The sequence below is a fragment of the Streptomyces sp. NBC_00376 genome (assembly GCF_036077095.1).
GTDB lineage: Bacteria > Actinomycetota > Actinomycetes > Streptomycetales > Streptomycetaceae > Streptomyces.
The window spans coordinates 4,458,401-4,477,501 of record NZ_CP107960.1; the positions used below are offsets into that span (position 1 = coordinate 4,458,401).

The 19,101-nt window shown below is 71.4% G+C and carries 16 protein-coding genes; 9 read left to right on the forward strand and 7 right to left on the reverse strand.

Translation table 11 applies throughout. The features are described from left to right. Window positions 1-90 precede the first annotated feature (90 nt). Complete coding sequence (locus OG842_RS20145; RefSeq protein ID WP_401875468.1) at window positions 91-735, forward strand: TrmH family RNA methyltransferase; 645 nt, start codon at window positions 91-93, stop codon at window positions 733-735. A 125-nt stretch (window positions 736-860) separates the two neighbouring features. On the opposite strand, the gene paaN is transcribed toward OG842_RS20145, so the two are convergent. Then, window positions 861-2,561 carry a phenylacetic acid degradation protein PaaN gene (paaN, locus tag OG842_RS20150; protein ID WP_266731397.1) on the reverse strand — a complete coding sequence of 567 codons (1,701 nt, stop codon included), beginning with the start codon at window positions 2,559-2,561 and terminating at the stop codon, window positions 861-863. Between the two features lie 123 nt (window positions 2,562-2,684). On the opposite strand from paaN, the gene OG842_RS20155 reads away from it, so the two are divergent. Further along, window positions 2,685-3,278, forward strand: a complete 594-nt coding sequence (locus OG842_RS20155) for a TetR/AcrR family transcriptional regulator (protein ID WP_259930212.1) — start codon at window positions 2,685-2,687, stop codon at window positions 3,276-3,278. Between the two features lie 52 nt (window positions 3,279-3,330). Here OG842_RS20155 and OG842_RS20160 read toward each other — a convergent pair whose 3' ends face one another. Continuing rightward, window positions 3,331-3,837: an Lrp/AsnC family transcriptional regulator gene (locus OG842_RS20160; RefSeq protein ID WP_401875466.1), complete on the reverse strand. Its 507-nt coding sequence runs from the start codon at window positions 3,835-3,837 to the stop codon at window positions 3,331-3,333. Window positions 3,838-4,101: 264 nt separating this feature from the next. Here OG842_RS20160 and pdhA point away from each other — a divergent pair, with 264 nt between their 5' ends. The 7 genes from pdhA (at window position 4,102) to OG842_RS20195 (ending at window position 12,749) form a co-directional block, all read left to right on the forward strand. Then, window positions 4,102-5,256, forward strand: coding sequence for a pyruvate dehydrogenase (acetyl-transferring) E1 component subunit alpha (gene pdhA, locus OG842_RS20165; protein WP_266731400.1), 1,155 nt, complete (start codon window positions 4,102-4,104; stop codon window positions 5,254-5,256). Beyond that, complete coding sequence (locus OG842_RS20170; protein ID WP_266731401.1) at window positions 5,253-6,284, forward strand: alpha-ketoacid dehydrogenase subunit beta; 1,032 nt, start codon at window positions 5,253-5,255, stop codon at window positions 6,282-6,284. Before pdhA ends, OG842_RS20170 begins: the two co-directional genes overlap by 4 nt. Beyond that, window positions 6,284-7,720 carry a dihydrolipoamide acetyltransferase family protein gene (locus tag OG842_RS20175; protein WP_266731402.1) on the forward strand — a complete coding sequence of 479 codons (1,437 nt, stop codon included), beginning with the start codon at window positions 6,284-6,286 and terminating at the stop codon, window positions 7,718-7,720. Before OG842_RS20170 ends, OG842_RS20175 begins: the two co-directional genes overlap by 1 nt. A gap of 109 nt (window positions 7,721-7,829) precedes the next feature. Further along, the gene (locus OG842_RS20180) at window positions 7,830-8,684 is read left to right on the forward strand and encodes a DUF6457 domain-containing protein (RefSeq protein WP_266731404.1); all 855 of its coding nucleotides are present in this window, start codon (window positions 7,830-7,832) and stop codon (window positions 8,682-8,684) included. After that, window positions 8,681-10,483, forward strand: coding sequence for a molybdopterin molybdotransferase MoeA (locus tag OG842_RS20185; RefSeq protein ID WP_266731405.1), 1,803 nt, complete (start codon window positions 8,681-8,683; stop codon window positions 10,481-10,483). Before OG842_RS20180 ends, OG842_RS20185 begins: the two co-directional genes overlap by 4 nt. Next, window positions 10,441-11,583: a potassium channel family protein gene (locus OG842_RS20190; RefSeq protein WP_266731407.1), complete on the forward strand. Its 1,143-nt coding sequence runs from the start codon at window positions 10,441-10,443 to the stop codon at window positions 11,581-11,583. The genes OG842_RS20185 and OG842_RS20190 overlap by 43 nt, the downstream gene beginning before the upstream one ends. A 179-nt stretch (window positions 11,584-11,762) precedes the next feature. Beyond that, a complete protein-coding gene (locus OG842_RS20195; protein WP_266731409.1) occupies window positions 11,763-12,749 on the forward strand; it encodes an NAD(P)H-quinone oxidoreductase in 987 nt (328 codons plus the stop codon). A gap of 227 nt (window positions 12,750-12,976) precedes the next feature. On the opposite strand, the gene OG842_RS20200 is transcribed toward OG842_RS20195, so the two are convergent. The 5 genes from OG842_RS20200 to OG842_RS20220 form a co-directional block, all read right to left on the reverse strand. Next, complete coding sequence (locus tag OG842_RS20200; protein ID WP_323180131.1) at window positions 12,977-13,525, reverse strand: bacterial proteasome activator family protein; 549 nt, start codon at window positions 13,523-13,525, stop codon at window positions 12,977-12,979. Between the two features lie 152 nt (window positions 13,526-13,677). Further along, window positions 13,678-16,521 (reverse strand): FtsX-like permease family protein, encoded by a 2,844-nt coding sequence (locus OG842_RS20205; protein ID WP_266731410.1) that lies wholly within the window; start codon window positions 16,519-16,521, stop codon window positions 13,678-13,680. Continuing rightward, on the reverse strand, window positions 16,518-17,315 hold the full coding sequence (locus OG842_RS20210) for an ABC transporter ATP-binding protein (protein ID WP_266731411.1): 798 nt from the start codon (window positions 17,313-17,315) through the stop codon (window positions 16,518-16,520). The genes OG842_RS20205 and OG842_RS20210 overlap by 4 nt, the downstream gene beginning before the upstream one ends. A gap of 144 nt (window positions 17,316-17,459) precedes the next feature. Continuing rightward, window positions 17,460-18,074 (reverse strand): PadR family transcriptional regulator, encoded by a 615-nt coding sequence (locus OG842_RS20215; RefSeq protein WP_266731413.1) that lies wholly within the window; start codon window positions 18,072-18,074, stop codon window positions 17,460-17,462. A gap of 127 nt (window positions 18,075-18,201) precedes the next feature. Beyond that, window positions 18,202-19,065 (reverse strand): hypothetical protein, encoded by an 864-nt coding sequence (locus OG842_RS20220; RefSeq protein WP_266731415.1) that lies wholly within the window; start codon window positions 19,063-19,065, stop codon window positions 18,202-18,204. Window positions 19,066-19,101: the final 36 nt, after the last annotated feature.

Genomic DNA, 19,101 nt, shown 5'->3' on the forward strand with positions numbered 1-19,101 from the left:
GGTGGGGAATCGTCGACCGAGGAGGCCGTCGGGCCCGATGCGTCCGTCGCGTCCGCGGCGTCGGCGGAGCCCGGTGCGTCCGCGGAACCGATGCAGTACGACGACGGGTTCGGGACGGAGATCGGCGTCGGGCCGCACCCGCTGCCCTGGCCCGTGGACGAGCGGTACGACCCCGAGCTGCTCGCCCACGGCGACCGGCGCAATGTGGGCGATGACTACCGGTACTGGACCCGGGAGGCGATCGTCGCCGATCTGGATCTGCGGCGGCACGACTTCCACGTCGCGGTCGAGAACTGGGGCCACGACTTCAATATCGGTTCCGTGGTGCGCACCGCGAACGCCTTTCTCGCCAAGGAGATCCATATCGTGGGGCGGCGGCGCTGGAACCGGCGCGGTGCGATGGTCACCGACCGGTACCAGCATGTGCGGCACCACCCCGATACGGAGTCGCTGACCGCGTGGGCGCAGGCCGAGGGCCTGCCGATCATCGGGATCGACAATCTGCCGGGGGCGGTGCCGCTGGAGCGGACCGAGTTGCCCCGGCGCTGCGTACTGCTCTTCGGGCAGGAAGGGCCCGGGCTCACCGAGGAGGCCCGTAAGCACGCGGCGATGGTGTGCTCCATCGCGCAGTTCGGGTCGACGCGGTCGATCAACGCGGGGGCCGCGGCCGCCATTGCCATGCATGCCTGGGTGCAGCGCTACGCGGAGATCGCTGAGGCGGGAGAACTCGGCTAGGGCCTGTGGTCCGGGGCCGGTCCGGTGGATCATGGTCGGCCCGGGGCCCGGGGCCCGGGGCCCCGGGCCCCTGCTCCCCGGGCGCCGGAAGGGCTGAGGGGGAGCGGGGGCGACGGAGGCCGCGGTCATGCCTGGCGGCGGACCTCCACCATGCGGAAGCGGTTGGAGACGAAGGCTCCGTCGCACAGCGCCGCGTTCGCTGCCGGGTTGCCGCCCGAGCCGTGGAAGTCGGAGAAGGCCGCGGTCTGGTTGACGTACACCCCGCCGGTCAGATTCAGCGACAGCTGGGCCGACTCGTCCAGGCAGACGTCTTCCACCGCGCGTTCCACCTCCGGTGAGGTGGTGTACGCGCCGACCGTCATCGCGCCCTTGTCGCGGACCGTGCGGCGGAGCAGCTCCACGGCGTCGGCCGTCGAGTCGACCGCTACCGCGAAGGCGACCGGGCCGAAGCACTCCGACAGGTAGTGCTGCTCGTCGTCCGGCTTGGTGGCGTCCAGCTTGACGACGACGGGGGTGCGGACCACGGCGTCGGGGAACTCCGGGTTGGCCACCTCGCGGGAGGGCAGGGCGACTTCGCCGAGATCTGCGGCCGCCTCCAGGCGGGCCTTCACATCGGGGTTGACCAGGGCACCGAGCAGGGCGTTCGCCCGGGCGTCGTCGCCCAGCAGGCCGGTGACCGCGGCAGCGATGTCGGCGACCACTTCGTCATACGTCTTGTCGCCGGCGTCGGTGGTGATGCCGTCCCGGGGGATCAGCAGGTTCTGCGGGGTCGTGCACATCTGGCCGCTGTAGAGGGAGAGGGAGAACGCCAGGTTGGACAGCATGCCGCGGTAGTCGTCCGTGGAGTCGAGGACCATCGTGTTGACCCCGGCCTTCTCCGTGTACACCTGGGCCTGGCGGGCGTTGGTCTCCAGCCAGTCGCCGAAGGCGGTCGACCCGGTGTAGTCGATGATCTTGATCTCGGGGCGGAGGGCCAGGGTCTTCGCGATGCCTTCGCCCGGCCGTTCGGCGGCAAGGGCGACCAGGTTGGGATCGAAGCCCGCCTCGGCGAGCACCTCGCGGGCCAGGTGCACCGTGAGCGCGAGCGGGAGCACGGCGCGGGGGTGCGGCTTCACCAGGACGGGATTACCGGTGGACAGGGAGGCGAAGAGGCCGGGATAGCCGTTCCACGTGGGGAAGGTGTTGCAGCCGATCAGGAGCGAGATGCCGCGCGGTGCCGCGGTGAAGGACTTCTGCAGCTGGAGCGGGTCGCGCTTGCCCTGCGGCTTGGACCAGTCGGCGCTCGCGGGGGTGCGGATCTGCTCCTCGTACGCGTACGCCACAGCTTCCAGGCCGCGGTCCTGGGCGTGCGGGCCACCGGCCTGGAGCGCCATCATGAAGGCCTGGCCGCTGGTGTGCATCACGGCGTGGGCGAATTCGTGGGTCCTGGCGCTGATCCGGGCGAGGATCTCCAGACAGACCAGGGCCCTGGTCTCGGGGCCGGCCGCACGCCAGGCGGGCATGGCCGCACGCATCGCCGGAAGCAGGACGTCCAGGTCGGCGTGAGGGTATTCGACGCCGAGCTCCGGCCCGTACGGAGAGATCTCTCCGCCCGTCCAGCCGTCGGTGCCGGGCTGGCCGAGGTCGAGCCGGGTGTTCAGCACGGCGTCGAAAGCGGCCTTGCCCTCGGCGGCGCCGAGGCTGCCGGGGGCGCCGCCCTCGCCGTATGCCTTCGGATGCTCGGGGTGTGGGGACCAGTAGGCGCGCGTACGGATCGCGTCGAGGGCCTGGTCGAGCGTGGGGCGGTGCTTCTCGGAGAGCAGGTGCGGGGAGAGCTCGGCGGCCATGACGGACCAACTCCTCATCGAGCTGGGCAGGGACGGGTGGACAGAGTTAGAGTAACCGAACGATCGGTCGGGACAAGGGGGCCCGCCAAACCTGTGGACAACTCGTAGGGGAGGATCGCGGACATGACCACGGCCAAGCGGGACACGTACACCCCCGAGACTCTGCTCACCGTTGCCGTCCGTGTCTTCAACGAGCGCGGCTACGACGGCACGTCCATGGAGCACCTCTCCAAGGCGGCGGGCATCTCCAAGTCCTCCATCTACCACCACGTCGCGGGCAAGGAGGAGCTCCTGCGCCGCGCGGTCAGCCGTGCGCTGGACGGACTCTTCGGAATTCTCGACGAGCCGGGAGCGACGCAGGGGCGTGCGATCGAGCGGGTCGAGTACGTCACCCGTCGCACCGTCGATGTGCTGATAGCCGAACTGCCCTACGTCACGCTGCTGCTGCGGGTGCGGGGCAACACGAAGACGGAGCGCTGGGCCATGGAGCGGCGGCGCGAGTTCGACCACCGGGTGACCGATCTGCTCAGGGCCGCGGTCGCGGACGGCGACCTCCGCTCGGACGTGGACATACGACTGGTGACCCGGCTGCTCTTCGGAATGGTCAACTCCCTGGTGGAGTGGTACCGGCCGCTGCCCGACGGCGGGGCCGACGGGGAGCGGCTGGCGGACACGCTCGTCCGTGTGGCCTTCGAGGGGATGCGGTCCAGCCGTTGAGGGGTTGAACCGTTGAACCGTTGACGGACGCGGGGCGTCCGGCAGGCCTCGGTCAGGTGAGCTCGGGGGGTCTGTCCGTGCCGGGGGTCAGGTCCGTCTCCTCGAACACCAGGAGTGTGCGGGTGGAGAGCACCTCCGGGATGGCCTGGATCTTTGTCAGGACCAGTTCGCGCAATGACCTGTTGTCCTGGGTGTGGACCAGCAGCAGGACGTCGAAGTCGCCGCTGACCAGTGCGATATGAGTCGCCCCCGGCAGCGCCTGGAGCTCCTCGCGCACCGTGCGCCAGGAATTCTGGACGATCTTGAGAGTGATGTATGCGGAGGCGCCCTGCCCCGCCCGCTCGTGGTCCACGCGCGCGGTGAAGCCCCGGATCACGCCGTCGTCGATGAGCCGGCTGATCCGGGCGTAGGCGTTGGCCCGGGACACGTGGACGCGATCGGCCACCGACCGTATCGAGGCGCGGCCGTCCGTCTGGAGCAGTCGCAGGATGCCGCGGTCGATGGCATCGAGCGGCCGCGCGGGCGGAACCTGGCCGATGTCCTCGCCCCCGTCGGCCATTTGTTCAGCTGACATGTGCCCCCGCCTCTCCGTCCTGGACGACCTGTCTCTATCCCAGGCTGTGGAGAACCGTTTGTCCACAGGCTGAAGGTGCCTGTAGCCAAAATGCGCTCGCGACCGAACAATCGGTAGGTGAGGCGCCCCACATCCGTGCCTCGGACAGCGCTCGACATTTCGATGCATTTCGACACCCCTCGGTATCGGACGATCCCCTGATGCCGACACACGCCGCTCGAAAACCCTCGATGCCAGGAGGTGCTTGTCATGACGGTCCAAGAGCTGCCCGGCGCGGCTGCTTACCGGCCCACGCCGCCCCCGGCCTGGAAGCCGCTCACCGATCCCGCGCCGCTGCTCCCGGACCCCGAGCCGTATCGCGTGCTCGGTACGGACGCCGTGGCCGATGCCGACCCCGAGCTGCTGCTGCGGCTCTACGCGGAGCTGGTCCGAGGCCGGAGGTACAACGCGCAGGCCACCGCCCTCACCAAGCAGGGCCGGCTCGCCGTCTACCCGTCGAGCACGGGGCAGGAGGCCTGCGAGATAGCGGCCGCTCTGGTGCTGGAGGAGCGGGACTGGCTCTTTCCCAGCTACCGGGACACCCTTGCGGCAGTGGCCCGCGGCCTGGACCCGGTCGAGGCCCTGACACTGTTGCGCGGCGACCGGCACACCGGATACGACCCGCGTGAGCACCGCATCGCACCGCTCTGCACCCCCCTAGCCACCCAGCTGCCGCACGCGGTCGGGCTGGCGCACGCGGCGCGCCTCAAGGGCGACGACGTGGTGGCGCTCGCGATGGTCGGCGACGGCGGTACCAGTGAGGGCGATTTCCACGAGGCGCTGAATTTCGCGGCTGTCTGGCGGGCCCCGGTCGTTTTTCTCGTGCAGAACAACGGCTTCGCGATTTCCGTACCGCTGGCGAAGCAGACCGCCGCCCCGTCCCTGGCGCACAAGGCCGTGGGGTACGGGATGCCGGGCCGACTGGTGGACGGGAACGACGCGGCCGCGGTGCACCAGGTTCTCGGTGAGGCGGTGGCGCGGGCCCGGAGCGGCGGCGGGCCGACGCTCGTCGAGGCGGTGACGTACCGCATGGACGCCCATACGAACGCCGACGACGCCACCCGCTACCGCGTCGACAGCGAGGTGGAGGCATGGCGTGCGCACGACCCGATCCAGATTCTGGAGCGGGAGCTGACCGGGCGGGGGCTGCTCGGTGACGAGGGGATCGAGGAGGCGCGCGCGGCCGCGGAGCGGATGGCGGCCGCTCTGCGCGAGCGGATGAACGCCGATCCGGTGCTGGACCCGATGGATCTGTTCGCCCATGTCTACGCGGAACAGACCGCACAACTGCGGGAGCAGGCGGCCCGGCTGCGCGTCGAGCTGGACGCCGAGCACGGCCAGGACGACATGGAGGAAGGACGATGACCACCGCAGCGGCGACGGCCGGAGAGCGGACGGCGAAGGCCAAGCCCGCCACGATGGCGCAGGCACTCGGGCGGGCACTGCGCGACGCGATGGCGCAGGACCCGGCCGTGCACGTACTCGGTGAGGACGTCGGCACGCTCGGCGGGGTCTTCCGGATCACCGACGGTCTGGCGAAGGAGTTCGGGGACGACCGTTGCACGGACACCCCGCTGGCCGAGGCGGGCATTCTCGGGGCGGCCGTGGGCATGGCGATGTACGGGCTGCGGCCCGTGGTGGAGATGCAGTTCGACGCCTTCGCCTATCCGGCGTTCGAGCAGCTCATCAGCCATGTCGCGAAGATGCGGAACCGGACGGCCGGCGCCATGCCGCTGCCGATAACGGTCCGGGTGCCGTACGGCGGCGGGATCGGCGGGGTCGAGCACCACAGCGACTCCTCGGAGGCGTACTACATGGCGACGCCCGGTCTCCATGTCGTCACGCCCGCCACGGTCGAGGACGCGTACGGGCTGCTGAGGGCTTCGATCGCCTCGGACGATCCGGTGGTGTTCCTGGAGCCGAAGCGGCTCTACTGGTCGAAGGCGGACTGGTCGCCGGAGGCGCCGGTGGCGGTGGAGCCGATCGGCCGGGCCGTGGTCCGTCGGCCGGGCCGCAGCGCGACGCTGATCACGTACGGGCCGTCGCTGCCCGTCTGCATGGAGGCGGCGGAAGCGGCCGTCGAGGAGGGCTGGGACCTGGAGGTCGTGGACCTGCGCTCGCTGGTGCCGTTCGACGACGAGACCGTCGCCGCTTCGGTCCGGCGTACGGGGCGTGCGGTCGTCGTCCACGAGTCCTCCGGATTCGGCGGTCCGGGCGGTGAGATCGCGGCCCGGGTGACCGAGCGCTGCTTCCACCACCTGGAGGCGCCGGTGCTGCGGGTCGCCGGGTTCGACATTCCGTATCCGCCGCCGATGCAGGAGAAGCACCATCTCCCGGGCGTGGACCGGGTACTGGACGCGGTCGCCCGCTTGCAGTGGGAGGCGGAGAGCTGATGCCCCAGGTACTCGAATTCAAGCTGCCGGACCTCGGCGAGGGGCTCACCGAGGCGGAGATCGTGCGCTGGCTGGTGGAGGTCGGCGATGTCGTCGCCATCGACCAGCCGGTCGTCGAGGTCGAGACGGCCAAGGCGATGGTGGAGGTGCCGTGTCCGTACGGGGGCGTGGTGACCGCGCGGTTCGGCGAGGAGGGCTCGGAACTGCCGGTCGGGGCACCTCTGCTGACAGTGGCGGTCTCGGTGGGGGCGGATGAGGAGGGAGCGGGGTCCGGTTCGGGCTCGGGGGATGGTTCCGGGGCCGGTTCCGGTTCGGGCTCGGGGATTGGTTCCGGGGCCGAGGCGGAGTCGTCCGGCAATGTGCTGGTCGGGTACGGGACGGGTGCACCGGTGGCGCGCCGTCGTCGGGTCCGTCCCGCTGCCGTGGCTGCGGCTGTTCCGGCTGCGGCTGTTCCGACGCGGGTGCCGGTGGCTCCGGTGTCGGCTCCCGATCCCGGGCCGGGTCCGGTGCCGGGTCCGGTGGCGGTGGTCTCCCCGCTGGTACGGAAGCTGGCGCGGCAGAATGATCTTGACTTGCGGCAGCTGGTGGGATCCGGTCCGGACGGGCTGATCCTGCGGGCCGACGTCGAATCCGCGATCAGGGCGCTGGCGGAGGGGACGGCGGCTCCCCGGCCGGCCTCGGTGCCGACGCCGGAGGTGGTGATGGAGTCGGTTTCCGGTGCAGTGGCGGGCCCAGCCGCACAGCGGGTTCCGTTGCGCGGTGTACGGGGCGCGGTCGCCGACAAATTGTCGCGCAGCCGGCGGGAGATCCCCGACGCCACGTGCTGGGTCGATGCCGACGCCACCGAGCTGATGGCGGCCCGAGCCGCGATGAACAGCGCCGCCGGTCCGGCTGCCGGGCCCAAGGTGTCGGTGCTGGCGCTGCTGGCGCGGATCTGCACCGCGGCGCTGGCCCGGTTCCCCGAGCTCAATTCCACGGTGGACCTGGAAGCGCGGGAGATCGTGCGCCTGCCGGAGGTCCATCTCGGGTTCGCTGCTCAGACCGAGCGGGGCCTGGTCGTTCCCGTGGTGCGGGATGCGCAGGCCAGGAATGCCGAGTCGATCGGGGCCGAGATCGCCCGGCTGACCGAGGCGGCGCGGGCCGGGCGGCTGACCCCGGCCGAGCTGACCGGCGGCACGTTCACGCTGAACAACTACGGGGTGTTCGGAGTCGACGGGTCGACCCCGATCATCAACCACCCCGAGGCGGCGATGCTGGGCGTCGGCCGGATAGTGCCCAAGCCCTGGGTGCACCAGGGCGAGCTGGCCGTACGACAGGTGGTCCAGCTCTCGCTGACCTTCGACCACCGGGTCTGCGACGGCGGCACGGCGGGCGGCTTCCTGCGCTACATAGCCGACTGCGTGGAACAACCGGCGGTGCTGCTGCGCACGTTGTAGACGAGAACAGCCGCAGGCTTCCGTTTCCTCCCCTCGCTCGGTCCGGCTGATCGGCTCGATCGCCGACCGGGCGGATCGACGGAAGCCTGCGGCACGCATACTCGGATGCATGACCGCGTATGACGCCATCGTTCTTGCCGGAGGGGCCGCCAAGCGGCTCGGCGGCGCCGACAAGCCCGGGATCCGGGTCGGGGGCCGTGCGCTGCTCGACCGGGTGCTCGCGGCCTGCGCAGGCGCGTCGACGACGGTGGTGGTGGGCGGGCGCCGGTCCACCGTGCGGCCGGTGGTCTGGACGCGCGAAGTGCCCTCGGGGGGAGGTCCGTTGGCCGCGCTCGACGCGGGGGTTCGGCGGACCACGACGGAGCGGGTTCTCGTGCTCTCCGCCGACCTGCCGTTCCTCGGAGCGGGGACGGTCGGAGCGCTCCTGGCCGCTGCCGGAGAAGGGCAGCGGGACGGGGCCCTGTGCATTGATGAGGAGGGGCGCGACCAGCCTCTCGTCGCCGTCTACCGCGCCGAGCCACTGCGCCGTGAACTCGCTCTGCTCGCCACCGAGCACGGCAGTCTGTCCGGGCTTCCCCTGCGTCTGCTGACGCCTGAGCTCGACCTTGCCCGGGTGGAGGCCGATCCCCTCGCCTCCTTCGACTGCGACACCTGGGAGGACATCGCATCGGCTCGGGCCCGCATCAGAGAGCATGGGACCGTGCTGGACGAATGGATCACCGCAGTCAAGAACGAACTCGGCATCGAACTGGACGTCGACACCGACGTCCTGCTCGATCTCGCCCGTGACGCCGCCCACGGCGTCGCCCGGCCCGCCGCACCGCTGACGACCTTCCTCGTCGGGTACGCGGCGGCCATGGCGAGCAGCGAAGCTGACGGCGACGGCGCCACGGCGGTGGCCGAGGCCGCCCGGAAGGCTGCCGCGCTCGCCCTGCGCTGGGCGGACGAGAACGGGACGCAATGACCACCGGCAGCGGCGGGTCCGACCGGCCTCCGGCCGCGGGCGTTCCGTCGGCGGGCGGCGGGCCCGTGGTGAGCAGCGGACTTGCGGCGCGGGCGGCCGAGGAGGAACGGGCCGTCGAGCAGGCCCTCGCCCTGGTCGGCAGCCGGTCGTCAAGTGAGCCCCGCCCAACGGGTCGGCATCATGCCGCGGATAGGTCCGGCGTCGCGGTTCGCTCCAGTGCCGCGGATAGGCCCGGCGTCGCGGATAGGCCCGGCACCGCGGGTCGTCCGCGGCCGACGGAAACGGAACCCGAACCCGAACCCGGTTCCTCGGTGCAGTCGCGCTGCTCCGCGCCGCCCCGCTCCGCTGACGAAGCCGAGGCAGCGCCCCGTTCGCCGGCCCTGGACCCGAGCACCGACGCTGCCCCCGGGCAGGACCGTAACCGGCACGGCCGGAAGCACGGGCACGGGCCCACGACCTCCTGGCGGGAGGCGCGTGCGCTGGCCGCCCGGTCCGGGAGGTCCGGGCAGTCCGGGCGGGCCGGGGCGGTCCGAGCCGGCCGGCTTCCCCTTGGCCGGGCGCTCGGACACGTACTCGCCGAGCCGCTCGTCGCGCTCACCGACCTGCCGCCCTTCGACACCTCGGCCATGGACGGCTGGGTCGTCTCCGGGCCGGGTCCCTGGAACGTCCGCAAGACCGCCGGGGCCGATGCCGGATCGAACCGGGATCTGGGCATCCTCGCCGGGCGGAGCGCCCCCGCCACGCTTCCCGACGGGGACGCCGTACGGATCGCCACCGGCGCCCGCATCCCGGCGGATGCCAACGCCGTGATCCGCAGCGAACACGCTCGCGTGGACGAGGCCACGGGGCTGCTCCACGCGAAACATCAGGTGCTCCCCGGACAGGACATCAGGCCCCGTGGCCAGGAATGCCGTGCCGGCGATCAGCTCATGCCCTCCGGAGCGCTGGTGACGCCCGCCGTCCTCGGCCTGGCCGCCGCTGCCGGGTACGACGCGCTCGTCGTGGTGCCCCGGCCTCGCGTCGACGTGCTCGTTCTCGGCGACGAACTACTGACCGGCGGTCTGCCTCACGACGGGCTGATCCGTGACGCGCTCGGCCCGATGATCGGCCCTTGGCTGCGTGCGCTGGGTGCTGAGGTCTCGGCCCCGCAGCGGCTCGGCGACGACGCGGCCGCCCTGCGGCGCGCCCTCACCACGTCCGACGCGGATCTGGTCATCACCACTGGCGGTACGGCCGCGGGCCCCGTCGACCACGTCCACCCGGTCCTTGCCGATATCGGGGCCGAGCTGCTGGTCGACGGGGTCGCCGTCCGCCCCGGCCACCCGATGCTGCTGGCCCGCCTCAAGAAGGGCGAGGAACTCAAGAAGAACGACGGTCCGTATCTCGTTGGGTTGCCGGGCAATCCCCTGGCAGCCGTCTCCGGGCTTCTCACCCTCGCCGAGCCCCTCCTTCGCGGGCTGGCGGGACGGGAGGCGGAGGCGCCGTACCGGGTCGTCGTGCGTGACGAGGTGCAGGGGCACCCGCATGACACCCGCCTGGTGCCCGTCGTGCACCGAGCGGGCAGCGCCGCCGACGGGCGGTCGGGCGGCGGGTACGACAGCGGCGGCGCGGGAACCGGGAGCGGTGCCGAGTACGTCGTACCGCTGCACTACAACGGTCCGGCGATGCTTCGTGGGATCGCTGCCGCCGACGGGCTGGCCGTCGTACCGCCGGGCGGGGTACGGTCCGGCACCGAGGTGGAGATCCTCGATCTACCGTGGGCCTCGGCGATGCCGTGGACGGAAGGGTGTTTCACGTGAAACTTCCCGGCCACGATGCGATGGCCAGGCGCGCTGACGAGCATGCCGTACCCACACGGGTGCTGTTGCCACGCAGGGTTGTCGACGGACCGGCGAGGCAGGTTGCCAAGCGGCTGATGATGGCGCTGCTGGTGCTTGCCACAACGGTGCTGATCGTCTGGCTGGACCGCGGCGGATATCACGACGCAGCTGACGACAAGGTCGATCTGCTGGACGCGGTGTACTACGCGACGGTCACCCTCTCCACCACCGGCTACGGCGACATCACCCCGTACGGGGACGGCGCCCGGCTCACCAATGTGGTGCTCGTGACGCCACTGCGGGTGCTCTTCCTGATCATCCTGGTCGGCACCACTCTTGAGGTCCTCACGGAGCGGACCCGGGAGGATTTCCGGCTGAAGCGTTGGAGAACCAACTTGCGTGATCACACCGTTGTCGTCGGCTTCGGGACGAAGGGCCGTTCGGCCATCCAGACCCTGTGTGCCACCGGCCTGAAGAAGGAACAGATCGTCATCGTCGACCCGGCGACCAAGGTGATCGAGATCGCCAACGCCGAAGGGTTCGTCGGGGTGGTCGGCGACGCGACGCGCAGCGAGGTGCTGTTGCGGGCCGAGCTCCAGAAGGCGCGTCAGATCATCATCGCCACCCAGCGCGACGACACGGCGGTGCTGGTGGCGCTGACGGCCCGGCAGCTCAACCGTGGCGCGAAGATCGTCGCGGCGGTGCGCGAGGAGGAGAACGCCCCGTTGCTCCGGCAGTCCGGTGCCGACGCGGTGATCACCAGTGCCAGTGCGGCGGGCCGGCTGCTGGGCCTCTCCGTCCTCAGCCCCAGCGCGGGCACGGTGATGGAGGATCTGATCCAGCAGGGCAGCGGACTCGATCTCGTCGAACGGCCGGTGATAAAGGCCGAGGTGGGCAAGAGCGTCCGGGAGACCGAGGACCTCGTGGTCAGCGTGTTGCGGGGGCATCGGCTGCTGGGTTACGACGATCCGGCGGCCAGCCCTTTGCAGTTGACCGACCGGCTGATCACCATCGTGCGTGCCTCGAACGAGTCGCCGTCGGACGGCACGCCCACCGGACTGCCGCGCCCACGCGACTGACCGGTCCGGCCCTTTGCGTGCGGCTGGTTTCGCCACCTGCGTACGGCAGGCGGCCCCCTGCGTGCGGCTGGTTTCGCCCCCTGCGTACGGCAGGCTTCGCTCCCGTCTGCGGATGACCGGACCGGCCCCGTGCGGCGTCCTTCGTGGTCCTTCATCTGCGACGGAGTAGCCTCGCCGCCATGTATGCGATCACGATCCCTGAACCGGGCGGCCCCGAGGCACTCGTCTGGGCCGAGGTGCCCGATCCGGTTGCCGGCGAGGGCGAGGTCCTCGTCGATGTCGTGTCCAGCGCGGTCAATCGCGCCGATGTGTTGCAGCGGCAGGGGTTCTACAACCCGCCGCCCGGTGCGTCCCCGTATCCCGGCCTGGAGTGTTCGGGCCGCATCTCGGCGATCGGGCCCGGCGTGACGGGCTGGTCGGTCGGCGACGAGGTGTGTGCGCTGCTCTCGGGCGGCGGATACGCGGAGAAGGTCGCGGTGCCCGCCGGGCAGCTGCTGCCCGTGCCGGACGGCGTCGAACCGGCTCTGGCCGCGGCGCTGCCCGAGGTGACGGCCACGGTCTGGTCCAACGTCTTCATGGTGGCCCATCTGCGCCCCGGCGAGACCCTGTTGGTGCACGGCGGCTCCAGCGGCATCGGCACGATGGCGATCCAGCTCGCCAAGGCCGTGGGCGCGCGGGTCGCGGTCACCGCCGGGGGACCGGAGAAGCTGGCGCGCTGCGCGGAGCTCGGGGCCGACATCCTGATCGACTACCGGGAGCAGGACTTCGTGGAGGAGCTGCACAAGGCGACCGACGGGGCCGGTGCGGACGTCATCCTCGACATCGTCGGTGCGAAGTACCTGGACCGGAACGTGCAGGCGCTCGCCGTCAACGGCAGGCTGGCCATCATCGGCCTCCAGGGCGGTATCAAGGGCGAGCTGAATCTCGGCGCCCTGCTGAACAAGCGGGCCGCCGTCACCGCGACCTCGCTGCGCGGCCGCCCGCTCGCGGAGAAGGCTGCCATTGTCGCCGCCGTGCGTGAGCACGTCTGGCCGCTGATCGCGGACGGGGTCGTACGGCCGGTCGTGGACCGCATCGTGCCGATGCCGGACGCCGCCGAGGCCCACCGGGTGCTGGAGTCCAGCGCGCACATCGGGAAGGTACTGCTGCAGGCCCCGACGGCCTGAAACCGGCCCGGCGCACAGGTCGTGGACCATGTGCGCCGGGCCTCGGTGTCGCCCGCTGCCGGGGGACATATCAGGGATCAGCGATCAGGGATCAGCGATCAGGGATCGGGGATCGGGGATCAGGGATCAGCGATCAGGGATCGGGGATCGGGGATCAGCGATCAGGGATCAGGGGTCAGGGGTCAGGGGTCAGGGGTCAGGGATATCGGAGGTGCAGGGGCCGAGGGCTACAGGTACGGGCCCGAGCGGATCGCCCCGTGCGGGTCCCCGCTGCCGTCCTCGTCCTCGTGCGCGCTGCCCGGCGGAAGTGCGCGGCGCATCTGCTCCAACTGGGCCCGAGCCGCCATCTGCTGAGCGAACAGAGCCGTCTGGATGCCGTGGAACAGGCCCTCCAGCCAGCCCACCAACTGTGCCTGGGCAATTCGGAGTTCCGCCTCGGAGGGCACCGACTCCTCGGTGAACGGCAGGGAGAGCCGCTCCAGCTCCTCCACCAGTTCCGGCGCGAGGCCGTCCTCCAGCTCCTTCACGGAGCTGGCGTGGATCTCCTTGAGCCTGACCCGGCTCGCCTCGTCGAGAGGAGCCGCCCTGACCTCCTCCAGGAGCTGCTTGATCATGCTTCCGATGCGCATGACTTTCGCGGGCTGCTCGACCATCTCCGTCACCGGGACCTCACGCGACTCGTCGTCAGTGCCACCGCCGCCGATCGCCATGCCGTCCTGCCCCACCACGAGGACTTGGGGGTGCTCCTGCGACCGTTCATTCCTCGGCATCTCCATGGCGCCATTGTCTCGCACACCTGCCGTACGACACTGTGGTGCCCCCGTAAACGGTTGATCCACCGTCCACGGGGGCACCGAGTCAGCCGGTCAGCCCACCAGCCGCGCCATCGGCCGCACCACCGGCCACGCCACCACCGCGGCCTCCGGCATCACCCGGCCCTCCGTGCCAGGGCGAGGCGGGAGCGGGTGAGCGCCGAGGCGAGCAGGCCGGCCAGCAGCGGCACGCCCACGACGAGCAGGCCGAGGGTGGCCCAGGGCAGCACGATCGGCGTGTACGCCGACTCCGTGGGCTGCATCCGCATCGTTTGCAGCGCCTGGCGCAGATCGACCATCCGCAGGGCCACCGCCGGCACCAGTCCGGCCAGCGTGCCGAGCACCACACCCGTGAGCGCCACCACCACGCACTGGAAGCCGGACAGTTTCCGCCGCACGCCCGGGGGCGCGCCGACCGCGCTGAGCGTGTTGAGATCGGCTTCGGCGTCCGCCTTGGCGAGGCCCGTCGTGATCGCGGCGGCGCCCAGTGTCACCATTCCGGCGAACAGGGTCAGGATCAGCAGCATGGAGTTGTCGATCCCGCCGGGGCCGGACTCGGACTGCGTCCAGATGCCACCGCCGGACTGCTCGATCGCGCCGTAGGTCCGCTGCTCCTCGGCGTCCGTGGGCGGGTGGGCGACCGCGTACACGCTTCCGCTCACCTGGGTGCGCAGGCCGATCCGTTCCGCGGTCTGGCGCGGCAGGATCATGTTGATCCCGGGGGTGGCGGCGTACTTCTCGGGTGCCACGTACACCTTCAGTTTGTCCGTGGTGGTCCGCGCCTTGCCCGGGTGCAGCTTCCGGCCCTGCTTGTCCTTGTCGCTGTAGGCGTGGACGGCCTTGATGGTGACTTCGCCGTTCTTCGCGAACACCGGGTTGAGCAGTACCGGTGTGCCCGCCGCCAGTGCCTTGGCGGCGGCGGGGTCGTCGAGCTTCACATAGGTGCTGAGCATGGCTTCGTCCGCCACGACGATGCCGTGCTCACCGGCGTTGAAGACGCCCGACGTCATGATGCCGACGAGACAGGCGGGGGAACGCATCAGCTTCTTGTGCTCGTCGGCGGTGAGCCGCGCGGCGAGCTCCTTGGCACCCTTGCCGGTGAGCGGGCAGGAGGAGGCCTTGCCGGCGGGCTTGACCAGCTCAACCGAGCCGCAGGCGTTCTCCGCATCGCCGTAGACATTGCAGTCGCTGCCCGCCCACACGTGCCGGAAGTCGGCGTGCCCGCCGGTGACGGCCATGTTCCGTTCGACGGCGGCCCGTGCCTGCGGGAGCCGGGCGACAGTCTTGTCGTCGAAGGCGGAGATGACGACGGTGCCCTCGTTCAGCGAGGGAACGTAGTTGTACTTCGCCTCGGCCATGGTGCTGGACATGTACGTGGCGATGGCGACCGAACCGGCGACGGCCGCCATCACGGCCGCGACCGCGGGAGCGGTACGGCCGCGGTTGCGGGCCGCGTCGCGCAGCGCCAGCCGGGGCGAGAGCGGCAGCCTGCTGCCGAGCCGTCCGAGGAAGCCGACGATCACCGGGATGCAGGCGAGCAGCCCGAGCTCGGCGGTCACCGAGCCGCCGGCGACCAGCGTCGAGTTCCCGTCGGTGCCGCCGTAGACGGCGACGGCGCATCCGACGGCCAGTACGCAGGCGCCCAGAACGGGCAGCACCCGGGAGGAGCGGCGGACGCCGCGGCGTCCGGTGAGCGACTCCAGCACGGACTGCCGGCTCGCCACGATCGCCGGGGCGAACGCCGCCAGCAGACCCGTGATCAGACCGATCACCGCGATGACCAGCAGCTCCATCGGATTGAGGGAGATCGAGACGAAGCGGTTCCCGGCCCACTCCTCGATCATGGGGCGGAACACCGCGGTGGCTGCCAGCCCGACCCCCACACCGGCCGCGGCCCCGACGCCGCCGAGCACCAGGCCGCCGCCGAGCACCACGGCCCGGACATGACGCCGGTCCCCGCCGCAGGTGCCGAGAAGGCCGAGCTGGCGGCGGGAGCGGCGCGCACCGACGGCGAAGGCCGGTCCGGCGAGCAGCACGATCTCCAGGACCGCCATGGCGACCACGGTGACCAGCGCCGCGCTCACCTCGGAGCTCTCCGGGTACGCCTCGACACCCTTCCTGGCCAGCGGAACCTCGGAGTCCGGCGGCGGGTCCAGGACGACCTGACGGGACTTGACGAGGACGCCCGACTTATTGGCCGCCATGACGTCAGGCCAAGTCACCCCCACCCCTTCGGGGCCCTTGACCAGCCACGTCTTGGAGCCGACGTTCGGCGGCAGCACCTTCTTGTCATGGTCGGCCCTGGCCTGCCACGGGGCGATGACCGCTCCCGGATCGGCGTACAGCGCCTCGGCATTCAGCTGGTCCGGCTGCTCGACCACGCCGGTGATCGTGTACTTCTTGCCGAAGTTGCGCACGGTGGTGGTCGAACCGACGTGCAGGCCGGTCGACTTCAGGAACGGCTCGGTGGCCGCCACCTGGTCCTTGCCGTGCGGGAACGCACCGCGTACGAGGTCGATCTTGCCGCGGGCCAGCTGGTCCGAGGTCCGGAACTCGTAGATCTCGGTGGTGGCGATGCCATAACCGGTGGTGATGCCGGCCGGGACGGACTGGATGCTGATCGCCCGTGAGCCCTTGGGGAACGTGGTGGTGACGTCGATCGACGGGCCGTCCTCGTCCACCAGCGCTTTCTCGTCGACCTGCTCGTACCTCTCCGCGTCGGGCAGCTGCAGGATGGGGCCGATGCCCTCGTCGCTGAAGAGCGCGTCGGCGGAGCCCATCGAGGCCGTCAGCTGCTCGGCCGTGGTCGGTGTCACGCTGCGGTACGTCACGTCGAGGGCGGTGACGCCGAGGACGGGTACGGCGATCATCGCGACCACCAGTGCGCTGCGGCCCTTGGACCGCACCGCGTCGCGCCGGGCTATCCGCAGGGCGGCGCGCCAGCCGGTGAAGACGCTCACTTGGCGGCCTCGGAGGCGAGGAGCGAGTCGGCGTCGGCGGTGAGTGTCTGGTCGACGACCGAACCGTCCCGGAGGAACACGACCCGGTCCGCCCAGGCCGCGTACCGCGGCTCGTGCGTCACCATCACGCCGGCCGCGCCCTGGTCGCAGCGGTTGCGCAGCAGCGCGAGGACCTGCTCGCCGGTCTCGGAGTCGAGCGCCCCGGTCGGCTCGTCGGCGAGCACCAGGCGCCGGTCCCCCACCAGCGCACGGGCGATCGCGACCCGCTGCTGCTGGCCGCCGGACATCTCGTCCGGGAACCGGTCGGCGATCTCCAGCAGCTTCATCTCCTCCAGCGCCGCACGGGCCTCCTTGCGGGCCTTGCGGACGGAGACGCCGTCGAGCTCGCGCGGCAGGGCGATGTTCTCGGCGGCGGTGAGCGCGGGGATCAGGTTGTAGTCCTGGAAGACGTAGCCGACGCTGCGGCGGCGCAGGGCGGCGATGCCCTTGCGGCCGAGCCCGGCGATGTCCTGGCCTTCGATGACGACCTGGCCGCTGGTCGCGGTGTCGAGACCGCCCGCGATGGTCAGCAGGGTCGACTTGCCGGAGCCGGACGGCCCCATCACGGCGACGAGTTCACCGGCGTACACGGAGAGGTCGATGCCGCGCAGGGCGTGCACCTCGGCGACGCCGGAGCCGTGGGTGCGGGTGAGCGCCCGGAGTTCGAGCACCGGAGCGCCGGAAGGTATCGGTGCGTCGGCCGGTACCGGTGTGCCGGCCGGTGGCGTGGATCGGGGCGGGACGTGCGAGGACATGGTGAGTGGTTCCCCCCTCGGAACGGGTGTGGGTGACGAGGTCCCGCGGTTCGCGGTCCGGTCTGCGGGCCGTGGTCTGCAGCTCGCGGTTCGTGGTGTGCGGCGTGCGGTGTGCGTTTCGTGGTGCGCGGTTCGTGGTGTGCGTCAGCGTCGGCTGCGCGGGAGGGCGGCACAGGGCGCGGTGCGGCCGGTCGTACGGATCTCCGGGTCCGGCTCCGTGGCGGCGGCCTCGGCGAGGCGGACGAGCCGGGTCTCGCAGTGGTCCAGCCAGCGCGCCTCGGCCTCCGCCTGGAAGATCAGCTGTTCCAGTACGAGCAGCCAGGCGACCTCGTCGCGGTTGGCCGGGACGTCGCTGAGCGACTGCGCCTTGAGGCGGGTGTAGTCCTGCATCGCCTTCAGGGTGTGGTGGCGCTGGGACTGGATGACGGCGCGGATGTCGACCCCGGGCGCGCCGACCGCCATGGCGAGCTTGATGGCCAGCTCGTCGCGGGGCGGGTTGTTGCGGTCGACGGGCGTCTCGAACCAGTTCCGCAGCTCGGTGCGTCCGTCGTCGGTGATCGCGTAGAGGGCATGGCCCTGGTCGTCCTCGTCGTCCTGGACGACCAGGCCGTCGCGCTCCAGTCGGCTGAGCGTCGTGTACACCTGGCCGACATTGAGCGGCCAGGTGGAGCCGGTGCGCGACTCGAATTCGGTACGGAGCTGGGAGCCGTATCGGGGCCCCCGTTCCAGTAGGGCCAGCAGCCCGTGGCGGATCGACATACCCAGTATGTATACCGAGTATGTTGCGCGATGCAAATCCCTCCCGGGGCTGCCCGGGGCTGCTCGGGGCTGCTCGGGGGCTGGGCAGGCTCCAGGGCCTGTACAGCGGATCAGGGTCGGTCGGTCCCTAGTCCGTACGGCGCATGCGGTACGCCAGGAAGCCCAGCCCCAACCCGACCAGCGCGATTCCCGCGCCCAGCGACAGCTGCTTCACCTGCCGCACGGCCGGCGAGTCCAGGGCCTGCCGCGAGAGCTGGTCGGCCCCGGCGGACGTACTCACCCCGGGCGTCGGTGTCGGCCCCGGAGCGGTGGCCGCCGGAGGCGCGTAGGGGTTCTGGAGCGGACCGTCCGGGTGCGCGAACTCCCACGGCGAGAGCTGCCGCCCGGGCCGCAGCCGCCCTTCCCCGGCCTCACGTCCGGCCAGCGGCGACTGCGCATCGTCGGCCGGCGGCTCCCCGTCGGAGGAGGCGGAGGCGGAGCCGGAGCTGGAACCCGAGCCAGGATCGGAGTTGGGGCCCGAGCCGGGATCGGAGTTGGGGCCCGAGCCGGGATCGGAGCTGGAGCCGGAGGCGGGATCGGAATCGGAATCGGAACCGGAGGCGGAGTCGTCGGTCGACGAGGGCGAGGCGGACGGAGTGGCCGTCGCGGAGCCGGCGGGGGAGCCGGAAGCCGGGGCGGGCGACGGCGGAGGGCCCGGAGGTGCGGGGGCGGCCGGCCCGCCGTCCGGGTGAACGGCCGTCGGTGCGGGCGCGGGGCCGGCCGGTTCCTCGGCCGACGGACCGGTACCGGGGACGCCGGAAGGCCGGGCGGGGGTTCCGGCCGAGGCGTGCGCGGGCGGCGGCGCCGGGGAGCTGCGCGGCCCCGTCGGCCGGCCGGATGAACCCTGGCCCGTCGGCGCCTCTCCCGCCGCGGCCCCCAGCGCCGCACCCGCCGTCAGGACGAGGCAGGCCACGCACCTCGTGGGCCGTGAGGGGAGAAGTCCTGAAGCCATGGGCTCAGCGTCACATGTGACGGTATGTCCGGCATC

Bases quoted from the DNA above. Each gene is read 5' to 3' on its own strand.
- OG842_RS20145 (WP_401875468.1), top strand. From the start codon at position 91: ATGCAGTACGACGACGGGTTCGGGACGGAGATCGGCGTCGGGCCGCAC.
- paaN (WP_266731397.1), bottom strand. From the start codon at position 2,561: ATGGCCGCCGAGCTCTCCCCGCACCTGCTCTCCGAGAAGCACCGCCCC.
- OG842_RS20155 (WP_259930212.1), top strand. From the start codon at position 2,685: ATGACCACGGCCAAGCGGGACACGTACACCCCCGAGACTCTGCTCACC.
- OG842_RS20160 (WP_401875466.1), bottom strand. From the start codon at position 3,837: ATGGCCGACGGGGGCGAGGACATCGGCCAGGTTCCGCCCGCGCGGCCG.
- pdhA (WP_266731400.1), top strand. From the start codon at position 4,102: ATGACGGTCCAAGAGCTGCCCGGCGCGGCTGCTTACCGGCCCACGCCG.
- OG842_RS20170 (WP_266731401.1), top strand. From the start codon at position 5,253: ATGACCACCGCAGCGGCGACGGCCGGAGAGCGGACGGCGAAGGCCAAG.
- OG842_RS20175 (WP_266731402.1), top strand. From the start codon at position 6,284: ATGCCCCAGGTACTCGAATTCAAGCTGCCGGACCTCGGCGAGGGGCTC.
- OG842_RS20180 (WP_266731404.1), top strand. From the start codon at position 7,830: ATGACCGCGTATGACGCCATCGTTCTTGCCGGAGGGGCCGCCAAGCGG.
- OG842_RS20185 (WP_266731405.1), top strand. From the start codon at position 8,681: ATGACCACCGGCAGCGGCGGGTCCGACCGGCCTCCGGCCGCGGGCGTT.
- OG842_RS20195 (WP_266731409.1), top strand. From the start codon at position 11,763: ATGTATGCGATCACGATCCCTGAACCGGGCGGCCCCGAGGCACTCGTC.
- OG842_RS20200 (WP_323180131.1), bottom strand. From the start codon at position 13,525: ATGGAGATGCCGAGGAATGAACGGTCGCAGGAGCACCCCCAAGTCCTC.
- OG842_RS20210 (WP_266731411.1), bottom strand. From the start codon at position 17,315: ATGTCCTCGCACGTCCCGCCCCGATCCACGCCACCGGCCGGCACACCG.
- OG842_RS20215 (WP_266731413.1), bottom strand. From the start codon at position 18,074: ATGTCGATCCGCCACGGGCTGCTGGCCCTACTGGAACGGGGGCCCCGA.
- OG842_RS20220 (WP_266731415.1), bottom strand. From the start codon at position 19,065: ATGGCTTCAGGACTTCTCCCCTCACGGCCCACGAGGTGCGTGGCCTGC.